We start from the raw sequence: 18,569 nt of genomic DNA on the forward strand, positions 1-18,569 counted from the left end.
TCTCTGGATCGAGGATCTTAAATATCTGCTGTTCGTAGGTCCTGGCATTTTCAATCACATCATCCCGACTCAGCGGCTTTCTGGTGACATTCTTACCGGTTGGGTCACCGATCATGCCGGTGAAATCACCAATCAGGAACATCACCTCATGCCCCAGATCCTGGAATTGCCTCAACTTATTAATGAGCACGGTATGTCCGAGATGTAGATCGGGTGCGGTTGGATCAAACCCCGCCTTCACCCTAAGAGGTCGCCCCACTTTCAACAGCGCTTCAAGCATCTCCTCCGGTAGGATCTCGTTAGTACCCCGCTTTATCTGCTCTAGCGCATCTGCAACCGACCCCATCAATCTCTCCTCAATATCTACGAAATAACCTTTCCAACCGGCAATAAATGATGCAGAGAGGAAAGTATTTTCCATCTAAATAGGTTTGACCCATTTAGATGGGGGGGATATTGTAGCGGGAAAGTGGCTGTTAGGCCGAATATCGGGAGTGAGAAAGCGTGTTCGAGAGAGATTTCAAGCTGGAGCCTACCCGCCGAAGAAGAGGCGGAGGATTTCGTGCCAGCCGCTGGATAGCGCTCTCTCTCAGCGTTGCCATCACCCTCTTCCTCCTCAACTACCTACCTGAGAAGAGCACAACAGCCACTACTGATGAGGCACAAACGGAGACACTCCCACTTCCACTTCCACTTGCGGCCGTAGAACAGCCAGTTGAGCTAGAACTCTCGCTTCCGACCAAGAACAAAACAGCACCCGCTCTCGATAAACAACCTCCCATCTCCCCTGAAACCGACTGGAAGACGATCACCGTCAAATCGGGTGACAACCTTGCCGCCATCTTCAAGCGTGCCGGCGTAAGCCTGCGTACTATGTACAAGATGCTAGAGCTTAACAAAGAGGTTAAGCAGCTAACCAATCTCTATCCGGGGGATATGATTGAGTTCGATCTGACCGAAGAGAATGACCTCAATCAACTCAGTTACGAATATAGCGATACCAAACGACTCCTGATTTCCCGCAACGATAAAAAGCAGTTTCAGGCCGAGCATATAGATATGCCACTGGAGCGACTTCACAGCTCTGCCAGTGCCACTATCGAAAACTCACTCTACCTCTCAGCCAAGGATGCCGGCCTGAGTGACAACCTTATAATGGAGCTCGCAGGTATCTTCGGCTGGGATATCGACTTTGCCCTCGACATTCGCGAGGGCGACTCATTCCTTGTCATCTTTGAAGAGCTCTACCGCGACGGAGATAAAATCACCAACGGCAACATTCTCGCGGCAGAGTTCATCAACCGAAATAAGAGCTATCGTGCCATACGTTTCAGCGATGGCCACTACTACACCCCGGACGGCAAGAGCATGCGTAAGGCGTTCCTCCGCTCTCCGGTAGATTTCAGGCGCATCAGCTCCAAATTCACCCGCGAACGCTACCACCCCGTACTGGGCAAGAAGCGCCCACACCGTGGCGTCGACTATGCCGCATCCACAGGCACGCCTATTAAGGCAGCAGGCGATGGAAAAATCTCCTTCCGCGGCATAAAAGGCGGTTATGGACGAACCGTGGTCATTCAGCACGGCACCAAATACAGCACCCTCTATGCCCACCTCTCGAAATTTCGAAAAGGTAAAAAATCGGGTAGCCGGGTAAAACAGGGCGATACCATCGGTTATGTCGGAAAAAGCGGTCTCGCAACCGGCCCTCACCTCCATTATGAGTTCAGGCTAAATGGGGTTCACAGAAACCCGTTAACTGTAAAACTACCGGAAGCGCGACCTATAGAACGCAAACAGATGCAGGCCTTCTTAAAACAGGCTGAACCGCTGGTCTCTCAACTCGACAGCCTTAAGCGCACCCGTGTCGCGTTAAATATCAACTAGCCAGAACTTACATAATATTTTTATGCCATCGCTCTATATTGGTTTGATGTCCGGCACCAGCCTGGACGCCATCGATGCCGCACTTATTGAGCTTGATGACACCCAATGCAAGCTCATCGCAACCCACAACCACGACTGGCCAATCAGCCTACGCCATGATCTGTTAACACTATGCAAAGATCCAAACACCTCTTTGCAGCATCTTGGTGAGGCCGATACAGCCTGCGGTGAACTCTTTGCCGAGGCTGTCGAGCAGCTCCTCCAGAAGAGTGAATATACGTTCGATGCAGTCCGAGCAATCGGGTCACATGGGCAGACCATCTTTCATTCACCCTCCGGCAAACACCCGTTTTCGATGCAGATTGGCAATGCGAGCCTGATAGCTGAGCGAACCGGTATTACCACCGTCGCTGACTTTCGCAGTCGTGATATTGCAGCTGGCGGTGAGGGCGCACCACTGGTACCCGCCTTTCATGCTGCACTGCTACGCAGCAGCAATAGAGAGCGCGTCATCGCAAATATTGGCGGCATTGCTAACATCACCAGGCTCACCACATCATCCGATGACGAGATACTCGGCTTCGACACGGGACCTGGAAACGTACTGATGGATAGCTGGGCAGCGAGACACCTCGACAGCCCACTCGACTTTGATGGTAATTGGGCCAGGAGCGGTCAGGTCGACCAGCAACTGTTAGCCGCTCTAAGCAGCGAACCATACTTTGACCTTGCACCACCGAAGAGCACAGGCAGAGAGTTGTTTAACATCGACTGGCTCGACGCCATCCTGGCCAATGAGCAACGAGAGATACCCATCGCAAATGTTCAGCGCACCCTTTGCGAGCTCACTGCAGCGACCCTCTGCGATGCCGCGCGTAGCTGTTCTGCGATAGGCTCAGAACTCATTATCTGCGGAGGTGGTGTCCATAACTCGGCACTTCTTGATGCGATTAACAACAACTTACCCGGCTACCAAGTAACAACGACCGCCGAGCACGGTGTCGATCCAGATTGGGTAGAGGCGATGGCCTTTGCCTGGCTTGCAGCACAAACACTAGACAACAAACCAGGGAACCTGCCGTCCGTCACAGGTGCGAACCACCCCGCAGTCCTCGGTGCGATCCACCCAGGCGGTTGACCGTACTGGAGGTTTTAACGTTCGTCGATCTTGGTGTAGCCGCGCAGACTCTCACCAGTATAGACCTGAGTCGGCCTGAAGATTCGGTTATCTCCCAACTGCTCACGCCAGTGAGCAAGCCAGCCAGCCGCACGTGAGACGGCAAAAATCGCAGTGAACTGATCGGCTGGAATGCCCATCTCCTGATAGAGAATGCCTGAGTAGAAGTCGACATTGGGATAGACCCCCTTCTCAGCCAGTCGATCCTCGACCACCTGCTCAACCCGAGTGGCAATCTCCAGCATCGGATTGGCATCACCGCCACGTGCCGCAATCAGGCGCGTCACCAACTTCTGCAGGATCTTGGCACGCGGATCCTTGGTCTTGTACTCACGGTGACCCATACCCCAGATCACCTCTTTATTGGCAAGGCGCTTATCGACATACGTCTCGGCTTTATCCGGGGAACCGATCTTCTCGAGCATCTCTAACACCCGCTGGTTGGCACCGCCGTGCAGAGGTCCTGAGAGAGCACCGATTGCAGCCGCTATCACGCTATAGGGACTAGCCAGCGTTGAGGCGTTCACCAGCACCGAGAAGGTCGAGGCGTTTGTGGTGTGCTCGGCATGCAGAATCAGGCAGACATCAAGAATTTCAGCCAGCAGCGGGTCGGGTTCCTTGCCGGTAAACATAAAGAGCATATTCTCGGCGTAACTGAGGTCGGTGCGCGGTGGAAGCGGGTCATAACCGTTACGGATGTGCTCCCACATCGCTACCAGCGTACCCATATGAGCAAGGATCGTGACGGTCATATTGTGCACATAGTTGAGATCGGTACAGGTGTCACTACCGGTCAGACACTCGTTTCCAGGGTGGTACATACCGATTGAGGAGATAGCGGTCTGCAACATCTCCATCGGGTGTCCACTGTCAGGCAGATTCTTCATCATACCGCGGATATGGAACTTCACCCGGCGATTCTCACGCAGTTGCTCATCAAAATCACTCAAGGCAGCCGCAGTCGGCAGTTCACCGTCCAGCAACAGCAGTGCCGTCTCTTCAAAGGTACTGTTTTTGGCCAGCTCTTCGATCGAGTAACCGCGATAGGTAAGAATGCCCTTCTCACCATCGATATCCGAGATATTTGACTTGGTCGCCGGTACCCCTGCCAAGCCGGGTAGATATTCGCTCATGACTACATCTCCAAATTCTTACTGTCTGACGGCCTAGCCGCCCTCTATACACTACAGCTTAGCTCAAGAAATCCGCACTCAACCACAATCAAAAAGGGGGCGCCAAGCGCCCCCCCCTCATTAGCTATTAGATCTGATTAGGTGGTCGAGAATGAAGACCCGCAACCACAGGTAGTGGTGGCGTTAGGGTTCTTGATCACAAAGCGCTCGCCCTGAAGATCTTCAGTGTAATCGATCTCAGCACCAACCAGGTATTGAAAGCTCATCGGGTCAACCAGTAGCTTTACACCACCATTCTCAACCTCGGTATCACCCTCATTCACCGCTTCATCGAAGGTAAAGCCGTACTGGAAACCAGAACAACCGCCACCCGACACATAGACACGCAGCATCAGATTCGGGTTATCTTCCGCCTCGATCAGCGCCTTAACCTTATTAGCGGCACTGTCACTAAAGACCAGTGGCGTTACCTTTTGAACCTCTAGAGTCGTGGAACTCATACGACCTCTCCTAAATTTCCAACCAAATCGTTACCGGAATCATGCAATAACCAAGCTATTCTATCAAGTATCGCTGACCAGCTCGTCACTAATCTCTTTTACCGATGGCCGTTCGCCAATACCCATCGGCTCCTTCTGATGCACCAGACTACCGTTGACCTCAGCACCCATCGCCATCTCAAGCAGATCGTAATAGACGTTGCCTGTCACGCTCGCCTTAGAGGCCAGCTCAATATGATCAAACGCATAGACATTGCCAACCACACGTCCGTTTAGCACAACGTTTGGCACCTTTACCTCACCCTCAATCATGCCCTGGTCACTCAATGTCAAAACTGACGCGTCATCGTGAGAGATCACATTACCTTTAACCTTACCATCCACATGTAGGCCGCCGTTGAAGATGACGTCCCCGTTCACCTCGGTATTAGTCCCGATCAGTGAGTTGATCTTGGCCGTCTTTTTCTTCTTTTTACTTTTACCCAACATAACAACCTCGTCTATTCGAAACGTTATCGTGTGAATTTGCGTCGCTACATCCAATCAGCCGCGCATCGCATCTGCAGACCCTACACCAAGGCTCTACATCGAACAATTCTCGCCACGATCGAGGCACTCAGCCCACTAGTGCATCCCAATCGTAGCTACTACTCGCCTTATCACGCCCCTTGGTGGTCGGAATCAGTTCAATCTCGACACTCTGCGGTACAAAACCTTCCGGTAGCTTGAAGTCACCCTCAAACTTCTCGAAATAGCGGAACTTGAAGTTGTGTTTACCCGACGACTGCAACGCAACCTCCTCCAACTTCAGCAGTTTGGTTTCGGCACCGACCACACCTTTAAGACGCATTTCAACTCGCCCTCGAACCAGCGCACTCTTTTTCAGCACCTGGGTCGCAATCAAGCGGTAGTGGTAAACATCCCCCTCTCCGGCACGTTTGAGTTCAAACTGCTGCACTCGAAGCGCAGTACCACTCTCCTTCGGCGCGACGATACTACGGTAGAAAGCGAGCTCTTCGCGCAACTCGAGATTCTCCGCCTGCAACATGGCCAACTCATCGCGCACCTTGGCATAGGCCTCTCCATCGACCTGGGTAGAGCGTTCCAACAGTGCAATCTTCGCGCTTAATGCACCCCGCTCTTCACCAAGCCGTTCAAGCTGTTGTTGTGAACGCAGCAGCTCATCGCCACTAACCGCCGCATCGTGGTCTCCGCGCAGCTTTCCGAGCTCGTAGAGCCCCACCCCAGTAGCAACCAGTAGTAGCAGAATCACAACCATCACTGGCAAGCGCCACGATGCGCTCTGTTTGATGACTACCCCACCGGCTCGATATGCCTTCATCTCAATCCCAAACCACTCAGGGCATCAATGGCACGATATTGAGTCCGGCGCGCTCATTGAGCCCAAACATCAGGTTCATATTTTGAATCGCCTGCCCCGATGCACCCTTAACCAGGTTATCGATCACCGACAACACCACCAGGGTGTCGCCACCCTGCGGACGATGTATTGCAATACGACAGACGTTGCCGCCTTTAACCGACCGGGTCTCAGGGTGGCTACCGGGCTGCATCACATCGACAAAAGGTTCATCGGCATAACGTTCTTCGTAGAGCGTCTGCAGGTCACCCACATCACCCGTTATGGTCGAGTAGAGGGTGGCGTGGATACCGCGAATCATCGGTGTCAGATGAGGCACAAAGGTGAGACCGACCTTATGCCCTGCTACCAGTGAGAGCCGCTCACTGATCTCAGGTTGATGACGATGTCCGGGCACGGCATAGGCCTTCATGCTTTCGCTTGCCTCACACATCAACGTACCGACACTGGCCTTTCGACCTGCACCACTGACACCCGATTTGGCATCAACAATCAGACGACGCGAATCGATCAGCCCATTCTCAATTAGCGGCAGATAGCCGAGCTGGGTCGCAGTGGGATAACAACCTGGGCAGGCGATCAGACGCGCATCCTTGATCGCGTCACGATTCACCTCTGGCAAACCGTATACCGCTTCTTTCACCAAATCAGGCGTTGTATGTGACATGCCATACCACTGCTCCCAAACTGGGATATCCTGAATACGGAAGTCGGCACCCAGATCTACAACCCGCACACCGGCTTCGAGCAGTGCACGCGCACCCTCCATCGCTACTCCGTGAGGGGTAGCGTAAAAGGCGACGTCACATTCAGCCAACTTGGCTGGATCGGGTTCACTAAACTTGAGATCGACCTGGCCTCGTAGATTGGGGAACATATCAGCCACCGCCGTTCCCGCCTCAGAGCGAGAGGTGATAACCTTCAGTTCAACATCAGGGTGATTTGCGAGAAGACGCAGTAACTCAACACCGGTATAGCCGGTACCACCAACAATTGCAGCCTTGATCATCGATCTCTTCCAGATTCATTCATTTATATAGGAAGGGGGATAATAGGGGTTGGCCGGATTTCAGGCAAAGAAAAAGCGGCTTTCGCCGCTGAATGCATTGGTGGTGAGCTCTTATTGTTATAATTTTTATGCTTTGTTATTCGGCCTTACTAAGCCTGTGCAACAAAACTTGAAGTGAAATTTACTTGTCTTGATATGACATGTCAACCCCCGACCCATATATAAGTAATTAATAATATTGGTATTTACCCTAATTTCCTACTGTTTTTGTTGGACTCCACTAACGATACCCCCTCTGTATAATTGATCGCGATGAATCAAAACTCGCCCACCAATCACAGTCGTTATCGACGCTTTATCGATCATCAGCGCCTCCGCCTCTCAAGCTCAGATGCATTGATCCAATTCGCCATCCTTGGCGTATTAAGTGGGCTCTGCGCAGGCGGGGTGATCATACTGTTCCGCTTTCTGATCGAAACAACTCAGGCATCATTCCTTCCACAGGGTAGTACCGAAAATTACGAAGCTCTCGACCTGGTCATGCGTTTCTCGATTCCCCTTTTCGGGGCCGCGATCGTTGCCCTGCTACTCCACTCGCTCAAGAATGAAGATCGTCAGGTTGGTGTCGTACATGTCATGGAGCGTCTCTCCTACCACCAGGGCCGCCTACCGTGGAAAAATGCTGTTGCACAGTTCGTAAGCGCGGCGATCTGCATCATCAGTGGCCACTCTGTGGGACGCGAAGGTCCTGCCGTCCATCTCGGAGCGGCTAGCGGTAGTGTGTTGGGACAGGGATTAGGATTACACAACAACACCATCCGTACCCTGGTCGGCTGCGGTACCGCAGCGGCCATTGCCGCCTCTTTCAACACCCCGCTTGCTGGCGTTATCTTCGCCATGGAGGTAGTGATGATGGAGTACACCATCGCCGGCTTTACGCCCGTGATCCTTGCAGCTGTAAGCGCCACCACCCTGACACGCGTGGTCTACGGCTCCGCTCCAGCCTTTATCATTCCGCCACTCGAGTTCGGCTCACTGCTCGAACTCCCCTATATCCTACTCACCGGCATCGTTATCGGTACGCTCGCTGCGTTGTTTGTCCATCTACTGCAGATCTTTACCGACAACTTTGAGCAGACACCGCTCTGGAAACGCATCATGTTTGCCGGCCTGATTGTCGGTGTGCTGGCGATCCCCGCCCCGGAGATCATGGGCATCGGCTACGACACCGTCGATGCAGCAATGATGGGCTCCATCTCCATCTCGATCCTGCTGATCATCACCCTGTTCAAACTGGTCGCTACCACCGCCGGGCTCGGGCTTGGCCTACCCGGTGGATTGATCGGACCGACCCTTTTTATTGGTGCCACGGCAGGTAGTGCGATGGGACACATCGGCATGATACTCATCCCCGAGAGCCACTTCATTTCATCGGAGGGTTTCTACGCCATTATCGGAATGGGCGCGATGATGGGTGCCACACTACAGGCACCTCTGGCCGCACTGGTCGCCATACTGGAGCTCACCTACAACTACAACATCATTCTGCCCGGCATGCTGGCAATCATTGCGGCCGGCATGACCAGCAGTGAACTCTTTAACAAGGGTTCCGTCTTTTTGATGCTGCTCAAGGCTCGTGGGCTCGATTACCGTAACGATCCGATCGCTCAGTCACTGCGCCGGGTCGGCGTCGCCAGCGCGATGGAGCGAGGCATCGCGGCACACCCTCGGGAGATAAGCCGTGAGAGCGCCGAGATACTACTGGCCGAGACGCCACACTGGATCCTGATTGAAGACGACGGGCACTACGTCTCAGCACTCACCGCCGCTGATCTCAAACACAGCCTGGAACAGGGCGACGAGCAAAGCTTCGATCTGATCAAGATTCCCGGCCGTCGTCTCCAGGTCGCCGCCATTCATCTGCGTGAAACACTGCAGGAGGCCTACGAGGCGATTGGACAACACGGAGTTGAGGCGCTGTATGTCTACACCCTCAATGCAGCAGGCGAGCAGCGCATTCACGGCCTACTCACCCGCGAGCGGGTCGAGGCGAGCTATCGTTAAGAGCGAAGTAGCGCGATAATGGAGAGCTACACAGGAGAGGAATAGTTATGGGTGTTATAGAAACGTTAACCCTCGGCATGGGCGCCGCCTGGGCGAGTGGCATCAACCTCTACGCCACTATATTAATGCTCGGCATCATGGGCACCACCGGTAGTGTCGATCTGCCGCCCGAGCTGGCAGTGGTCACCAACCCATTGGTCATCGGCGCCGCCGGTTTGATGTATGCCGTTGAGTTCTTCGCCGACAAGATACCGGGCGTCGATACCGTCTGGGATTCAATCCATACATTTATACGCATTCCCGCTGGCGCGATGCTCGCCTCCGGTGCAGTGGCCGAGATCGGCCCTGCTGCCGAGCTGGCTGGCATCCTGGCGGGTGGCTCACTCGCCGCCAGCACCCACGCCACCAAGGCGGGCAGCCGCGTATTGATCAACACATCACCCGAGCCATTTACCAACTGGACCGCCTCGGTCACCGAGGATGTAGCGGCCGTTGGTGGCCTCTGGATCGCACTCAACAATCCCTGGCTCTTTGTCGGTGGTCTGGTGGTATTTGTATTACTGCTGATCTGGCTGCTGCCAAAGCTGTGGCGCGGCATCCGACGCGTCGCCTGTTATATCGGCAGTCTGTTCGGCTGGTGCGACCCCAAGCAGCAGGCCCTGGAGATGCAGCCACCCGACAACAGTAACGGACAGTCATAAGGAGCAACAGACCGCATGCAGTGGGTAATCACCTTTCACATCATCGCCATGGTCACCTGGTTCGCCGCCCTCTTCTATCTGCCGCGACTGTTTGTCTATCACGCCATGACCGATGCCGATGATCAGATTGGCATCGAGCGTTTCAAGATAATGGAGCGTAAGCTCTATCGCGGCATCATGACCCCATCGGCTATCGTCACCGTCGCGCTCGGACTCTGGCTGCTCTACGAGTACGCCTGGACCGCCTACGCCAGCATGGGCTGGCTGCACACCAAACTGGCACTGGTGGTGGTGTTAATCGGCTATCATTTCTACTGTGGAAGGCTTCTGATAGACTTCCGCGAAGATCGCAACCGGCATAGTCACGTCTTCTATCGCTGGTTTAATGAATTCCCGGTCTTGCTACTGGTAGCCATCGTCATCCTGGTCAAGATCAAACCCTTCTAATTGAGGTACTTAGCATGAGCAGAACCGTAACCTGTGTCGTCCTGAAGCAGGATGCTGAAGCACTCGACGAGCCGCCACATCCAGGCGATCTCGGTGTGCGTATCTATGAGAACGTTTCCAAGGAGGGTTGGAAAAAGTGGCTTGAGCACCTCACCATGGTGATCAACGAAAACGGTCTGAGCACCGCCGACCCACGTAGTCTCGGCCTAATTGAGCAGCACATGATCGGTTTCCTCTTCGATGAGGGCGACTACACCGGCGGTCAGGCGTTCCGCCCACCCAGCGCTAAGAAATAATCAGGCGAAACCTATCTTCATCAGCGGGGCGACCACAATCTTCAGATGTGCGTGCGCCTCGCGCAGGGCCGCCTCGGCCTGCTCTGGGCTCGGTGCTCGGGCAAAGATAAAACCAAGATAGCTCTCACCCTCCGGTAGCGGCACCAGCTCATACCCTTCTCGCACACTGATCTCGATATCCTCAATCCACTCCACCTTGTTGGCGGCCATCAACCCCTCCACTCGACGCAGCAACCCCGCTTCGGGAATCGGAATCATCAATACCCCAGCACCACCACGATCAGCCTGTAGCGTCAGCGGTTCACCCATCGCCTGACTCAATACCAGCTCCTCGAGTGAACGTCCGGTACCAAAACGCAGTAGCCGTCCGCACTGCCCACCGATGGTTCTTGAGGCAACCTCGAGCACCCACGGCCCTGCATCGTTTATACGCAATTCGGCGTGTACCGGCCCCTCCTGCAATCCGTAGGCGTGACAGGCTGCGACCACTACCTCGGCCACACTCTGCTGCGTCGCCTCATCAAATCGTGAGGGGGTGATGTAGTAGCTCTCTTCAAAGAAGGGCCCTTCGAGTGGATCGGGTTTATCGAACAGCGCCAACACACTCAGCTCACCTCGATGTAGCATCCCCTCCAGCGCCACCTCACGCCCCGGAAGATACGCCTCCACCAGTAGCATGTTCTGCTCATCCTCGCCGCGCCCATCACGCAACATGGGGCGTACTCGCTCGACAGCGGCAGAGAGCTGCGCCTGATCATCGACACGAATCACACCACGACTGCCCGACATCGCCAGCGGTTTAACCACAGAGGGGAATTCGATAGAAGCGAGTTGTTTCTCGTGGAGATCACGCAGATCGAGCAGCCAGTGTTTCGGTACGGGAACGCCAGCATCCGCAAGGGTGGCACGTGCTAGATCCTTGCGCCGACTGATAACGGCTGCCTGGGGAGGATTGTGAGGGAGATTGAGCTGGGCGGCGAGACGGCTCGCCATCTCAATAGTGGCATCATCACTGCCAACCACACCGGCAAAGGGATGCTCTGCAGCCGCCTCAAGCAGACGCTCGAGTGCCTGTTGTGGATCGCTCAGATCGATATGAAGACCGTCGGCCACGGCGCCGACCAGAGAGTGTTTGCCTTCGGAGGCAACCAGAAAATCGATATCGAGACGATTGGCCGCCTCGATATAGGGTGCAATGCGATAGCTGTTGTGGGGTGCGACCAGCAGCAGACGCGCGCGCTGGCGCGATGCCACTGTCACGCAAGCCTACTCAGGCGCAGCCGCCGCCACCGCCTCCGGTTGCGCCGCAGGCAGAGCAACCGCCGCTGCCGCCAACGCTGGCGAAGACGTTATTGAAGACGAAGCTGGAACCCATACCCTGCTCGACGAAGTCGATCTCAGCACCATTCAGATAGTTAAGTGCAACGCTATCGACATAGACGTTCAGATCGTTCTCGCTCCAGAGTCTGTCGAAGTCACTGGTCATGGTGGTGAAGGTCATACCGTAGGTCATACCGCCACAGCCACCGCCGGAGACGAAGATACGTACACCCTTCACCTCATCATCCTCAACATCACCGAGCAGTTCGATCAGCTTGTCACGTGCTGCAGGGGTTACATTCAGATCGGAATTGGTAATCTCACTTCTATAGCTCTGTTCACTCATCGTACTTACCTCTATCTCCACCCACAGGGAGGGCAGACTTGGCTGTTTCAATATGGGCCGATAGTGCCGTCACACTCACACCATTGCAACCACAGCCCGATAACCACTTAGACTACGGTGTTATGGCGCCGTTCGCCCATACCCTAGATATAGGCGATTTCAGCACGCTTCTCACTATCCTCAGAGCGCCCATTGCAGGGCTTTACACGTATACTATGGCGCACAAATCAGGAGAGCGGCATGGACCCACGAGAAGATCTGGTTCGCCACTACAAGTGGCTGCGCCAATACGGCATCAACGACTCCCACAGCGGCAATGCCTCGGTGCGTGTGGATGAGGATATCTGGATCACCCCGACCGGCGCCTGCGCTGACACCCTCACCCCCTCCGATCTGATCCGCTGCCCAATGCAGAGCGCACCACCCGAGGGGGCCTCACTCGATACCGCACTCCACCTGGCCGTCTACCAGTCCAACCCAGCAGCCACCGCCATCCTCCACAGCCACGGCGCCCACAGCGTGGCGATGACCATGAACGGCGATGACTTCATTCCGCCCGATTTCGAGGGTGCCTACTACTTCCAGCGCATCCCGGTGGTTACAGTCGACTACGCCCGCTACCTCGACGAAGCACCCAGCCGTGTTGCCGAGCAGCTGGCCGAACACAAAATAGCGGTAGTACGCGGTCACGGCGTTTACGCCTGTGCCGAGACGATCAACCTCGCCTACAAGTGGAGCTGCTCCTTTGAGCTCTCGGCCAAGACGGCATGGCTGGCACAGCAGGCGGGCACCCTGCCCACCAACAACAGTTAACGGAGCCCGCTTGTGACTCAGGAGAAACACCCCGTCCCCGTTGTGATGGCGATCTCGGGTAACGATCCGACCGGCGGCGCCGGCATCGCCGCCGATATCGAGGCGATCGCCAGCATGGGCTGTCAGACCGCCCCGGTCATCACCGCACTGACGGTACAGGACACCCACAACGTACTCAGCATCGCCCCGACACCGACCACTCTTCTGATCGAACAGGCCCGTGCCGTGTTTGAGGACATGCCGATCGCCGCGGTAAAGATCGGCATGACCGGCAGCATCGGCAATATCGAGGCGATCCATACCCTGCTACGCGACTATCCCGAAACACCGGTGATTCTCGATCCGATCCTCGCCGCAGGCGGTGGCACCGAGCTCAGCAGCGGTGAGATGGTCGAGGCGATGGTTGAACTACTGCTACCGCAAACCACCATTCTCACCCCCAACTCGATCGAAGCACGGCGTCTCGCCCCCAACGCCGACACCCTCGACGCCTGCGCTCAGGAGATCCTCGCAACCGGCTGCGAACTGGTACTGATTACTGGCGCACACGAGGAAAGTGAGCAGGTCGAAAACACCCTCTACGGCAACATGCGCCGCCTGGAGCGTTTCAGCTGGGAGCGCCTGCCACACAGCTACCACGGTTCCGGCTGCACGCTGGCCGCCGCCATCGCTGGCCTGATGGCACAGGGGCTTGAGCCCTTCACTGCCATTAACGAGGCGCAGGAGTACGCCTGGGAGAGTCTGCGAAACGGCTACCGCAGCGGCATGGGGCAGCACCATCCCAACCGCTTCTTCTGGGCCTGGAACGATCCAGAAGAGGGCGCGCAGTGAGCGCCGCACTCCACGGACTCTATGCGATCACCGATCGCAGCCTCACCCCTGACGATCAACTGATTCCGGCAGTCGCTGCAGCGATTCAGGGTGGCGCAAAGATCATCCAGTATCGCGACAAGAGCGACGATGCACAGCGCCGCCAGTGGGAGGCGCAGGACCTGCTAAATCTCTGCCGTGCACTCAACACCCCACTGTTGATTAACGACAACATCGAATTGGCAGCCGCCATCGGTGCCGATGGTGTGCACCTCGGGCAGCAGGATGGTGAGCTACAGAGCGCACGCACGTTGCTCGGAGATGATGCGATCATCGGCATCACCTGCCACGACAATGTCGATCTCGCCATCGCTGCAGAGCGGGGTGGCGCCAACTACGTCGCCTTCGGCCGCTTCTTCTCTTCAAAGATAAAACCCGAGGCGCCACCTGCCGATCCCGCGCTACTTACCACCGCCCGTGAACAGTTAACCGTTCCGATTGTTGCCATCGGCGGCATCACCCCGGAAAATGGCGCGCAGCTCATTTCGGCGGGTGCCGATATGGTAGCGGTGATCAACGGTGTCTTTGGCGAAGCAGATATCAGCGCCGCCGCACAACGATTTGCAACACTATTTAAATGAACCTATTCACTTTAGAGAGCGATAAGGAATAACCATGGCCCACTCACACGAACTCTTCGAAGCAGCCCAGAAACATATCCCCGGTGGCGTGAACTCACCAGTCCGCGCCTTCAAGGGGGTGGGTGGCGAGCCACTGTTTATCCAGCGCGGCGAAGGGGCCTACACCTACTCCGAGAGTGGCAACCGCTACATCGATTACGTCGCCTCCTGGGGCCCGATGATCGCCGGACACGCCCATCCCGAAGTTATCAAGGCGGTACAGGAGACAGCAGCCAACGGCCTCAGCTTCGGCGCCCCCACCATGCTCGAGACCGAGATGGCCGACAAGCTGGTCAGCCTGGTTCCCTCAATGGATATGGTGCGCATGGTCAGCTCCGGCACCGAGGCGACCATGAGCGCTATCCGTCTGGCGCGTGGCTACACCGGCCGTGACACCATCGTGAAGTTCGAGGGGTGCTACCACGGCCACTCCGACTCACTGCTGGTGAAGGCGGGCTCCGGCATGCTCACCCTCGGTGAGCCGAGTTCTCCCGGCGTGCCTGCATCACTCGCCGAACACACCATGACCCTCGCCTACAACGATGCCGATGCGGTCCGCGAGGCGTTCAAAAAACACGGCTTCCAGATCGCCTGCATTATCGTCGAACCGGTCGCCGGCAACATGAACTGCATCCCACCCGCCCCCGGCTTCCTAGAGACCCTGCGCGAGGTATGTGACGAGTTCGGCACCGTGCTGATTTTTGATGAGGTGATGACCGGCTTCCGCATCTCACTCGGCGGCGCACAGGGCCACTACGGCATCAAACCCGACATGACCACGCTCGGTAAGGTGGTCGGTGGAGGCATGCCAGTCGGCGCCTTCGGCGGTAAACGCGAAATCATGGAGAAGATCTCCCCCCTCGGACCTGTCTACCAGGCGGGCACCCTCTCCGGTAATCCGGTGGCGATGGCCGCAGGACTTGCCACCATGAAGCTGATCGAACAGCCAGGGTTCTATGAGGGGATTAGCACCAAGGTCGAGAAGCTGGTCGCTGGCATCATGGCGCAGGCAAAGGAGAAGGGAGTAGCGATGAGCGAGAACCATGTCGGCGGTATGTTTGGCCTCTTCTTCACCGAAGAGCAGAAGATCACCTCCTACAGCCAGGCGGTAGAGAAGAGCAACGCCGACCGCTTCAAACTCTTCTTCCACGGCATGCTCAACGAGGGAGTCTATCTGGCACCCTCCGCCTTCGAAGCAGGCTTCGTCTCCAGTATGCACACCGACGAAGATCTCGATGCTACCATAGAGGCGGCAGGTCGAGTGCTGGCGACGCTGTAAGTTTAAGTGCCATCCACTCTGAAACGCCACCCTAGGGTGGCGTTTCTGTTTCCAGCCACACCACATCTTATCAAGCGCCTTAAGCTGCCGCTGACCGCCATGGATAGCGAAGCGAAGGCGGTTAGTCCGCGATAGTCGACGCCGTCTGCCTATTCGTAGTTGAGAGCGAGAGCGAACGACGAAGACTCGCAAAAATAGCGACTCCCCTGTTGATTATTATCATCAACAGATTTAAAGTTTATTTGTATAATATTTTATACGCCGCATAAATCTAGGAACATTCAGTATGGATACTGAGAAACCCATCACATGGATAGGATCAAGTCGAGATGACTTACTTAAGTTCCCAGTCTCTGTCAAAAGGTCGGCAGGTTACCAGCTTCACCGCCTTCAGCATGGACTTAAACCGTCAGACTTTAAGCCGTTTAGCCAGGTGGGACCAGGCACATACGAGGTTAGGATTCGTGATTCCAGTGGCATATTTCGAACCATCTACGTCGCCAAATTTGATGAAGCCGTATATGTATTGCATGCCTTCCAGAAGAAGAGTCAACGCACACCCAAGCAAGATATCGAAATCGCCACAGACCGTTATCAAGCCGTTCTGAAACACCGAAAAATGAGGTAACACCAATGGCTACACATGACACAACCATCCAGCACACCACACCAGCCAACGGTAACGTCTTCGATGATCTCGGCTTTCCTCCATTGGAAGCGAACAAGCTTCAACTAAAGGCGCAGCTAATGGTCACGATCACGCAATGGGTCAATGAACATCAACTCACTCAACAACAAGCCGCTGAACAACTGGAAGTTAGTCGCCCACGCGTATCGGATGTCGTAAACGGGAAGATCGAAAAATTCACCATCGACGCCCTTGTCGACATGATCGAGCACACCGGCCAGCACGTCACGATGAATGTTGCTTAGCAATAGAACTTAAAGGACCAATATGAGTCGAGCAGGCGCTCTCTCCAACGAGGCTATCAATATCAAACCTCTATCGCCGTATCTTGGCTCATCGAACTTCTACGTAGCCCAGAAACCATAGACTCGGTACAAGCCGAATCGATGGGAATACCCGGCATTGAAGAACAAGCCTCCGTAGACGACGTAGTTATCATCTATCGCAACCAGCCAAGATTACACATTCAGGCTAAGAAGAATCAGACACACCACAAATCCTGGTCAATAAGTGACCTCAAAGATGAGCTAGTCAAAGCACACGAACAGCTGATCTTTTCCCCAGGCGTGCTTGTTCGATTTGTATCCAGAAGCAGTTTTGGTGACATTCAGATACTGTCAGAGGAATGCATACGGCACCCAGACCTGCACACATTCAAAAAGCAAGCACCCTCAAAACAACAGCAGCTTCTAACTAAATTATCAGGATTGTTAAGAATCGATGCAGCCAGCGCCTTCGAGACAGCCCGCCATTTGAGATTTATGGTTACAGGAGATCAAAGCAGCCTCGACTCTAGGAATCGAAACGATCTAAACACCATCACTGCAAAACCAGACATAGCAGTTTCACTGCTAGAATCGATGCTTAACCGGCATCAAGCCAAACTTCCTGATTCGATCACACTTATCACACGTGAGGACATCATCAAGAAGTTTTCCGAAGCAGGGCTCGTGATCACCCCAATTCGTACCGAGCAGGAAATCTTGGACAACTTCGCCCGTACATAGGCCATTGGTCGATCCTGGCAAAGAACTATTGCTGAAACCGTTATCCCGACATCCTATTTAGGTCATATTGAAGAGCATCTACAAAAGTTAGAGAACCTGATGATCCTTGGCGGACCCGGCTCGGGAAAAACCTGCGTCCTTCTGGATTTGGCTGACCATCTCGAATCGAAAACTGAATTTGGACTCCTGTTCATCAAAGCTGACGAATACCAGGATTATCAATCAGAGGAGGAGATAGCCCATTCTGGATTGACCAAGGACATTGCAGGACAGTGCTCCCGACTCGCCATCTTACGCCCCGTTGTCATCATCATCGATTCGCTCGACGTACTCTCTACCAGCCGTCAATATCGACCACTTAGATACTTTCTATCCCTGATCGACCAGCTTCGCCGAATCGATAACGTTGCCATTGTTGCCGCTTGTCGCGAGTTCGACCTCAAATACGATCCTCACCTCAGAGACCGCGACTGGGGAACAACCGTCACCATCAGCCCTCTTGACTACCAGACACAGGCCTCCCCCTTACTGTCACGACTCGGCAATGATCCCGACAAAGTGCCTGAAAACCGCCGCCATGCACTCTGTAACCCGCAGTACTTAAAACATTACGCGAAACTGGTTCATTCAGGCGTTTCCTCAGTACCCATGTCTCACTACGGCCTCTATGAGCTGCTAATCGATGAGTTAATCGTACATTCACCCGAACTAGGTCAACACGCCTTAGACGCGATACAGACGATGGCGCATGAGATGCTAACTCATCGATCTACCGGGATTGCCAAAGCAGCCTTCAAGCTACCAAGCTCCATCAATAAGCTACAAAGCCTTGAAATCATCCAGGAACGGACACCAGGCAGACTTGAGTTTTCTCACCAAACCTGGCTCGAAATGCTCTCGGTCCGGTACGCCATAACCCACGGGAACAACCTGCCGGGGAGTCGCTATTTTTGCGAAAGTTTGTTTTGGGCATCCAAGCCCAAGCAAACAGCAAAAACTTCACGCGACCGTTTATGCCTGCGGCGCCCCGA

The 18,569-nt window shown here is 54.8% G+C and carries 22 protein-coding genes (1 of these 22 only partly in view); 14 read left to right on the forward strand and 8 right to left on the reverse strand.

The window, feature by feature from the left end; genetic code table 11:
- Positions 1 to 346, reverse strand: partial view of a tyrosine--tRNA ligase gene (gene tyrS, locus BOW52_RS08370; RefSeq protein ID WP_078483653.1) — the beginning only. The gene continues 854 nt to the left of window position 1, outside the view; 346 of the gene's 1,200 nt are visible here — the first part of the coding sequence; it begins with the start codon at positions 344 to 346; the stop codon falls past the left edge of the window.
- 158 nt (positions 347 to 504) lie between these two features.
- Here tyrS and BOW52_RS08375 point away from each other — a divergent pair, with 158 nt between their 5' ends.
- The gene (locus BOW52_RS08375) at positions 505 to 1,887 is read left to right on the forward strand and encodes an OapA family protein (protein ID WP_078483632.1); all 1,383 of its coding nucleotides are present in this window, start codon (positions 505 to 507) and stop codon (positions 1,885 to 1,887) included.
- A gap of 22 nt (positions 1,888 to 1,909) precedes the next feature.
- Positions 1,910 to 3,025, forward strand: coding sequence for an anhydro-N-acetylmuramic acid kinase (locus BOW52_RS08380; protein ID WP_078483633.1), 1,116 nt, complete (start codon positions 1,910 to 1,912; stop codon positions 3,023 to 3,025).
- Between the two features lie 14 nt (positions 3,026 to 3,039).
- On the opposite strand, the gene BOW52_RS08385 is transcribed toward BOW52_RS08380, so the two are convergent.
- From BOW52_RS08385 to argC, 5 genes are all read right to left on the reverse strand, one after another.
- On the reverse strand, positions 3,040 to 4,197 hold the full coding sequence (locus BOW52_RS08385; RefSeq protein ID WP_078483634.1) for a citrate synthase: 1,158 nt from the start codon (positions 4,195 to 4,197) through the stop codon (positions 3,040 to 3,042).
- Between the two features lie 137 nt (positions 4,198 to 4,334).
- The gene (gene erpA, locus BOW52_RS08390) at positions 4,335 to 4,697 is read right to left on the reverse strand and encodes an iron-sulfur cluster insertion protein ErpA (RefSeq protein WP_078483635.1); all 363 of its coding nucleotides are present in this window, start codon (positions 4,695 to 4,697) and stop codon (positions 4,335 to 4,337) included.
- Positions 4,698 to 4,760: 63 nt separating this feature from the next.
- On the reverse strand, positions 4,761 to 5,186 hold the full coding sequence (locus tag BOW52_RS08395; RefSeq protein ID WP_078483636.1) for a bactofilin family protein: 426 nt from the start codon (positions 5,184 to 5,186) through the stop codon (positions 4,761 to 4,763).
- A gap of 127 nt (positions 5,187 to 5,313) precedes the next feature.
- Positions 5,314 to 6,039 (reverse strand): DUF6776 family protein, encoded by a 726-nt coding sequence (locus tag BOW52_RS08400; protein WP_135622182.1) that lies wholly within the window; start codon positions 6,037 to 6,039, stop codon positions 5,314 to 5,316.
- Between the two features lie 16 nt (positions 6,040 to 6,055).
- The gene (argC, locus tag BOW52_RS08405; protein WP_078483638.1) at positions 6,056 to 7,087 is read right to left on the reverse strand and encodes an N-acetyl-gamma-glutamyl-phosphate reductase; all 1,032 of its coding nucleotides are present in this window, start codon (positions 7,085 to 7,087) and stop codon (positions 6,056 to 6,058) included.
- Between the two features lie 312 nt (positions 7,088 to 7,399).
- Here argC and BOW52_RS08410 point away from each other — a divergent pair, with 312 nt between their 5' ends.
- The 4 genes from BOW52_RS08410 to BOW52_RS08425 are packed head-to-tail and all read left to right on the forward strand — an operon-like array spanning position 7,400 to position 10,595.
- A complete protein-coding gene (locus tag BOW52_RS08410; RefSeq protein WP_078483639.1) occupies positions 7,400 to 9,151 on the forward strand; it encodes a chloride channel protein in 1,752 nt (583 codons plus the stop codon).
- A 47-nt stretch (positions 9,152 to 9,198) separates the two neighbouring features.
- On the forward strand, positions 9,199 to 9,852 hold the full coding sequence (locus BOW52_RS08415) for a DUF4126 domain-containing protein (RefSeq protein ID WP_078483640.1): 654 nt from the start codon (positions 9,199 to 9,201) through the stop codon (positions 9,850 to 9,852).
- A gap of 15 nt (positions 9,853 to 9,867) precedes the next feature.
- Complete coding sequence (gene hemJ, locus BOW52_RS08420; RefSeq protein WP_078483641.1) at positions 9,868 to 10,299, forward strand: protoporphyrinogen oxidase HemJ; 432 nt, start codon at positions 9,868 to 9,870, stop codon at positions 10,297 to 10,299.
- 14 nt (positions 10,300 to 10,313) lie between these two features.
- Positions 10,314 to 10,595: an oxidative damage protection protein gene (locus BOW52_RS08425; protein ID WP_078483642.1), complete on the forward strand. Its 282-nt coding sequence runs from the start codon at positions 10,314 to 10,316 to the stop codon at positions 10,593 to 10,595.
- On the opposite strand, the gene BOW52_RS08430 is transcribed toward BOW52_RS08425, so the two are convergent.
- Positions 10,596 to 11,855, reverse strand: a complete 1,260-nt coding sequence (locus tag BOW52_RS08430) for an ATP-grasp domain-containing protein (protein ID WP_135622184.1) — start codon at positions 11,853 to 11,855, stop codon at positions 10,596 to 10,598.
- Positions 11,856 to 11,865: 10 nt separating this feature from the next.
- Complete coding sequence (locus BOW52_RS08435) at positions 11,866 to 12,261, reverse strand: HesB/IscA family protein (protein ID WP_078483644.1); 396 nt, start codon at positions 12,259 to 12,261, stop codon at positions 11,866 to 11,868.
- Between the two features lie 240 nt (positions 12,262 to 12,501).
- Between BOW52_RS08435 and BOW52_RS08440 the strand changes: the two genes are divergently transcribed.
- The 8 genes from BOW52_RS08440 to BOW52_RS08475 form a co-directional block, all read left to right on the forward strand.
- Positions 12,502 to 13,074 (forward strand): class II aldolase/adducin family protein, encoded by a 573-nt coding sequence (locus tag BOW52_RS08440; protein ID WP_078483645.1) that lies wholly within the window; start codon positions 12,502 to 12,504, stop codon positions 13,072 to 13,074.
- A 45-nt stretch (positions 13,075 to 13,119) separates the two neighbouring features.
- Complete coding sequence (thiD, locus tag BOW52_RS08445) at positions 13,120 to 13,905, forward strand: bifunctional hydroxymethylpyrimidine kinase/phosphomethylpyrimidine kinase (RefSeq protein WP_078483646.1); 786 nt, start codon at positions 13,120 to 13,122, stop codon at positions 13,903 to 13,905.
- On the forward strand, positions 13,902 to 14,525 hold the full coding sequence (gene thiE / locus BOW52_RS08450; RefSeq protein WP_078483647.1) for a thiamine phosphate synthase: 624 nt from the start codon (positions 13,902 to 13,904) through the stop codon (positions 14,523 to 14,525). Before thiD ends, thiE begins: the two co-directional genes overlap by 4 nt.
- Before the next feature lie 34 nt (positions 14,526 to 14,559).
- Positions 14,560 to 15,843, forward strand: a complete 1,284-nt coding sequence (gene hemL, locus BOW52_RS08455; protein WP_078483648.1) for a glutamate-1-semialdehyde 2,1-aminomutase — start codon at positions 14,560 to 14,562, stop codon at positions 15,841 to 15,843.
- A gap of 286 nt (positions 15,844 to 16,129) precedes the next feature.
- Positions 16,130 to 16,471: a type II toxin-antitoxin system RelE/ParE family toxin gene (locus tag BOW52_RS08460; protein ID WP_078483649.1), complete on the forward strand. Its 342-nt coding sequence runs from the start codon at positions 16,130 to 16,132 to the stop codon at positions 16,469 to 16,471.
- Between the two features lie 5 nt (positions 16,472 to 16,476).
- Positions 16,477 to 16,776: a helix-turn-helix domain-containing protein gene (locus tag BOW52_RS08465; RefSeq protein WP_078483650.1), complete on the forward strand. Its 300-nt coding sequence runs from the start codon at positions 16,477 to 16,479 to the stop codon at positions 16,774 to 16,776.
- A 141-nt stretch (positions 16,777 to 16,917) separates the two neighbouring features.
- The gene (locus BOW52_RS08470; protein ID WP_078483651.1) at positions 16,918 to 17,538 is read left to right on the forward strand and encodes a hypothetical protein; all 621 of its coding nucleotides are present in this window, start codon (positions 16,918 to 16,920) and stop codon (positions 17,536 to 17,538) included.
- Positions 17,539 to 17,637: 99 nt separating this feature from the next.
- On the forward strand, positions 17,638 to 18,569 hold a 932-nt coding region (locus BOW52_RS08475), incomplete at its 3' end, for an AAA family ATPase (RefSeq protein ID WP_135622186.1).

Origin of the sequence: Solemya pervernicosa gill symbiont (assembly GCF_002020875.1) — a bacterium.
Taxonomy (GTDB): Bacteria; Pseudomonadota; Gammaproteobacteria.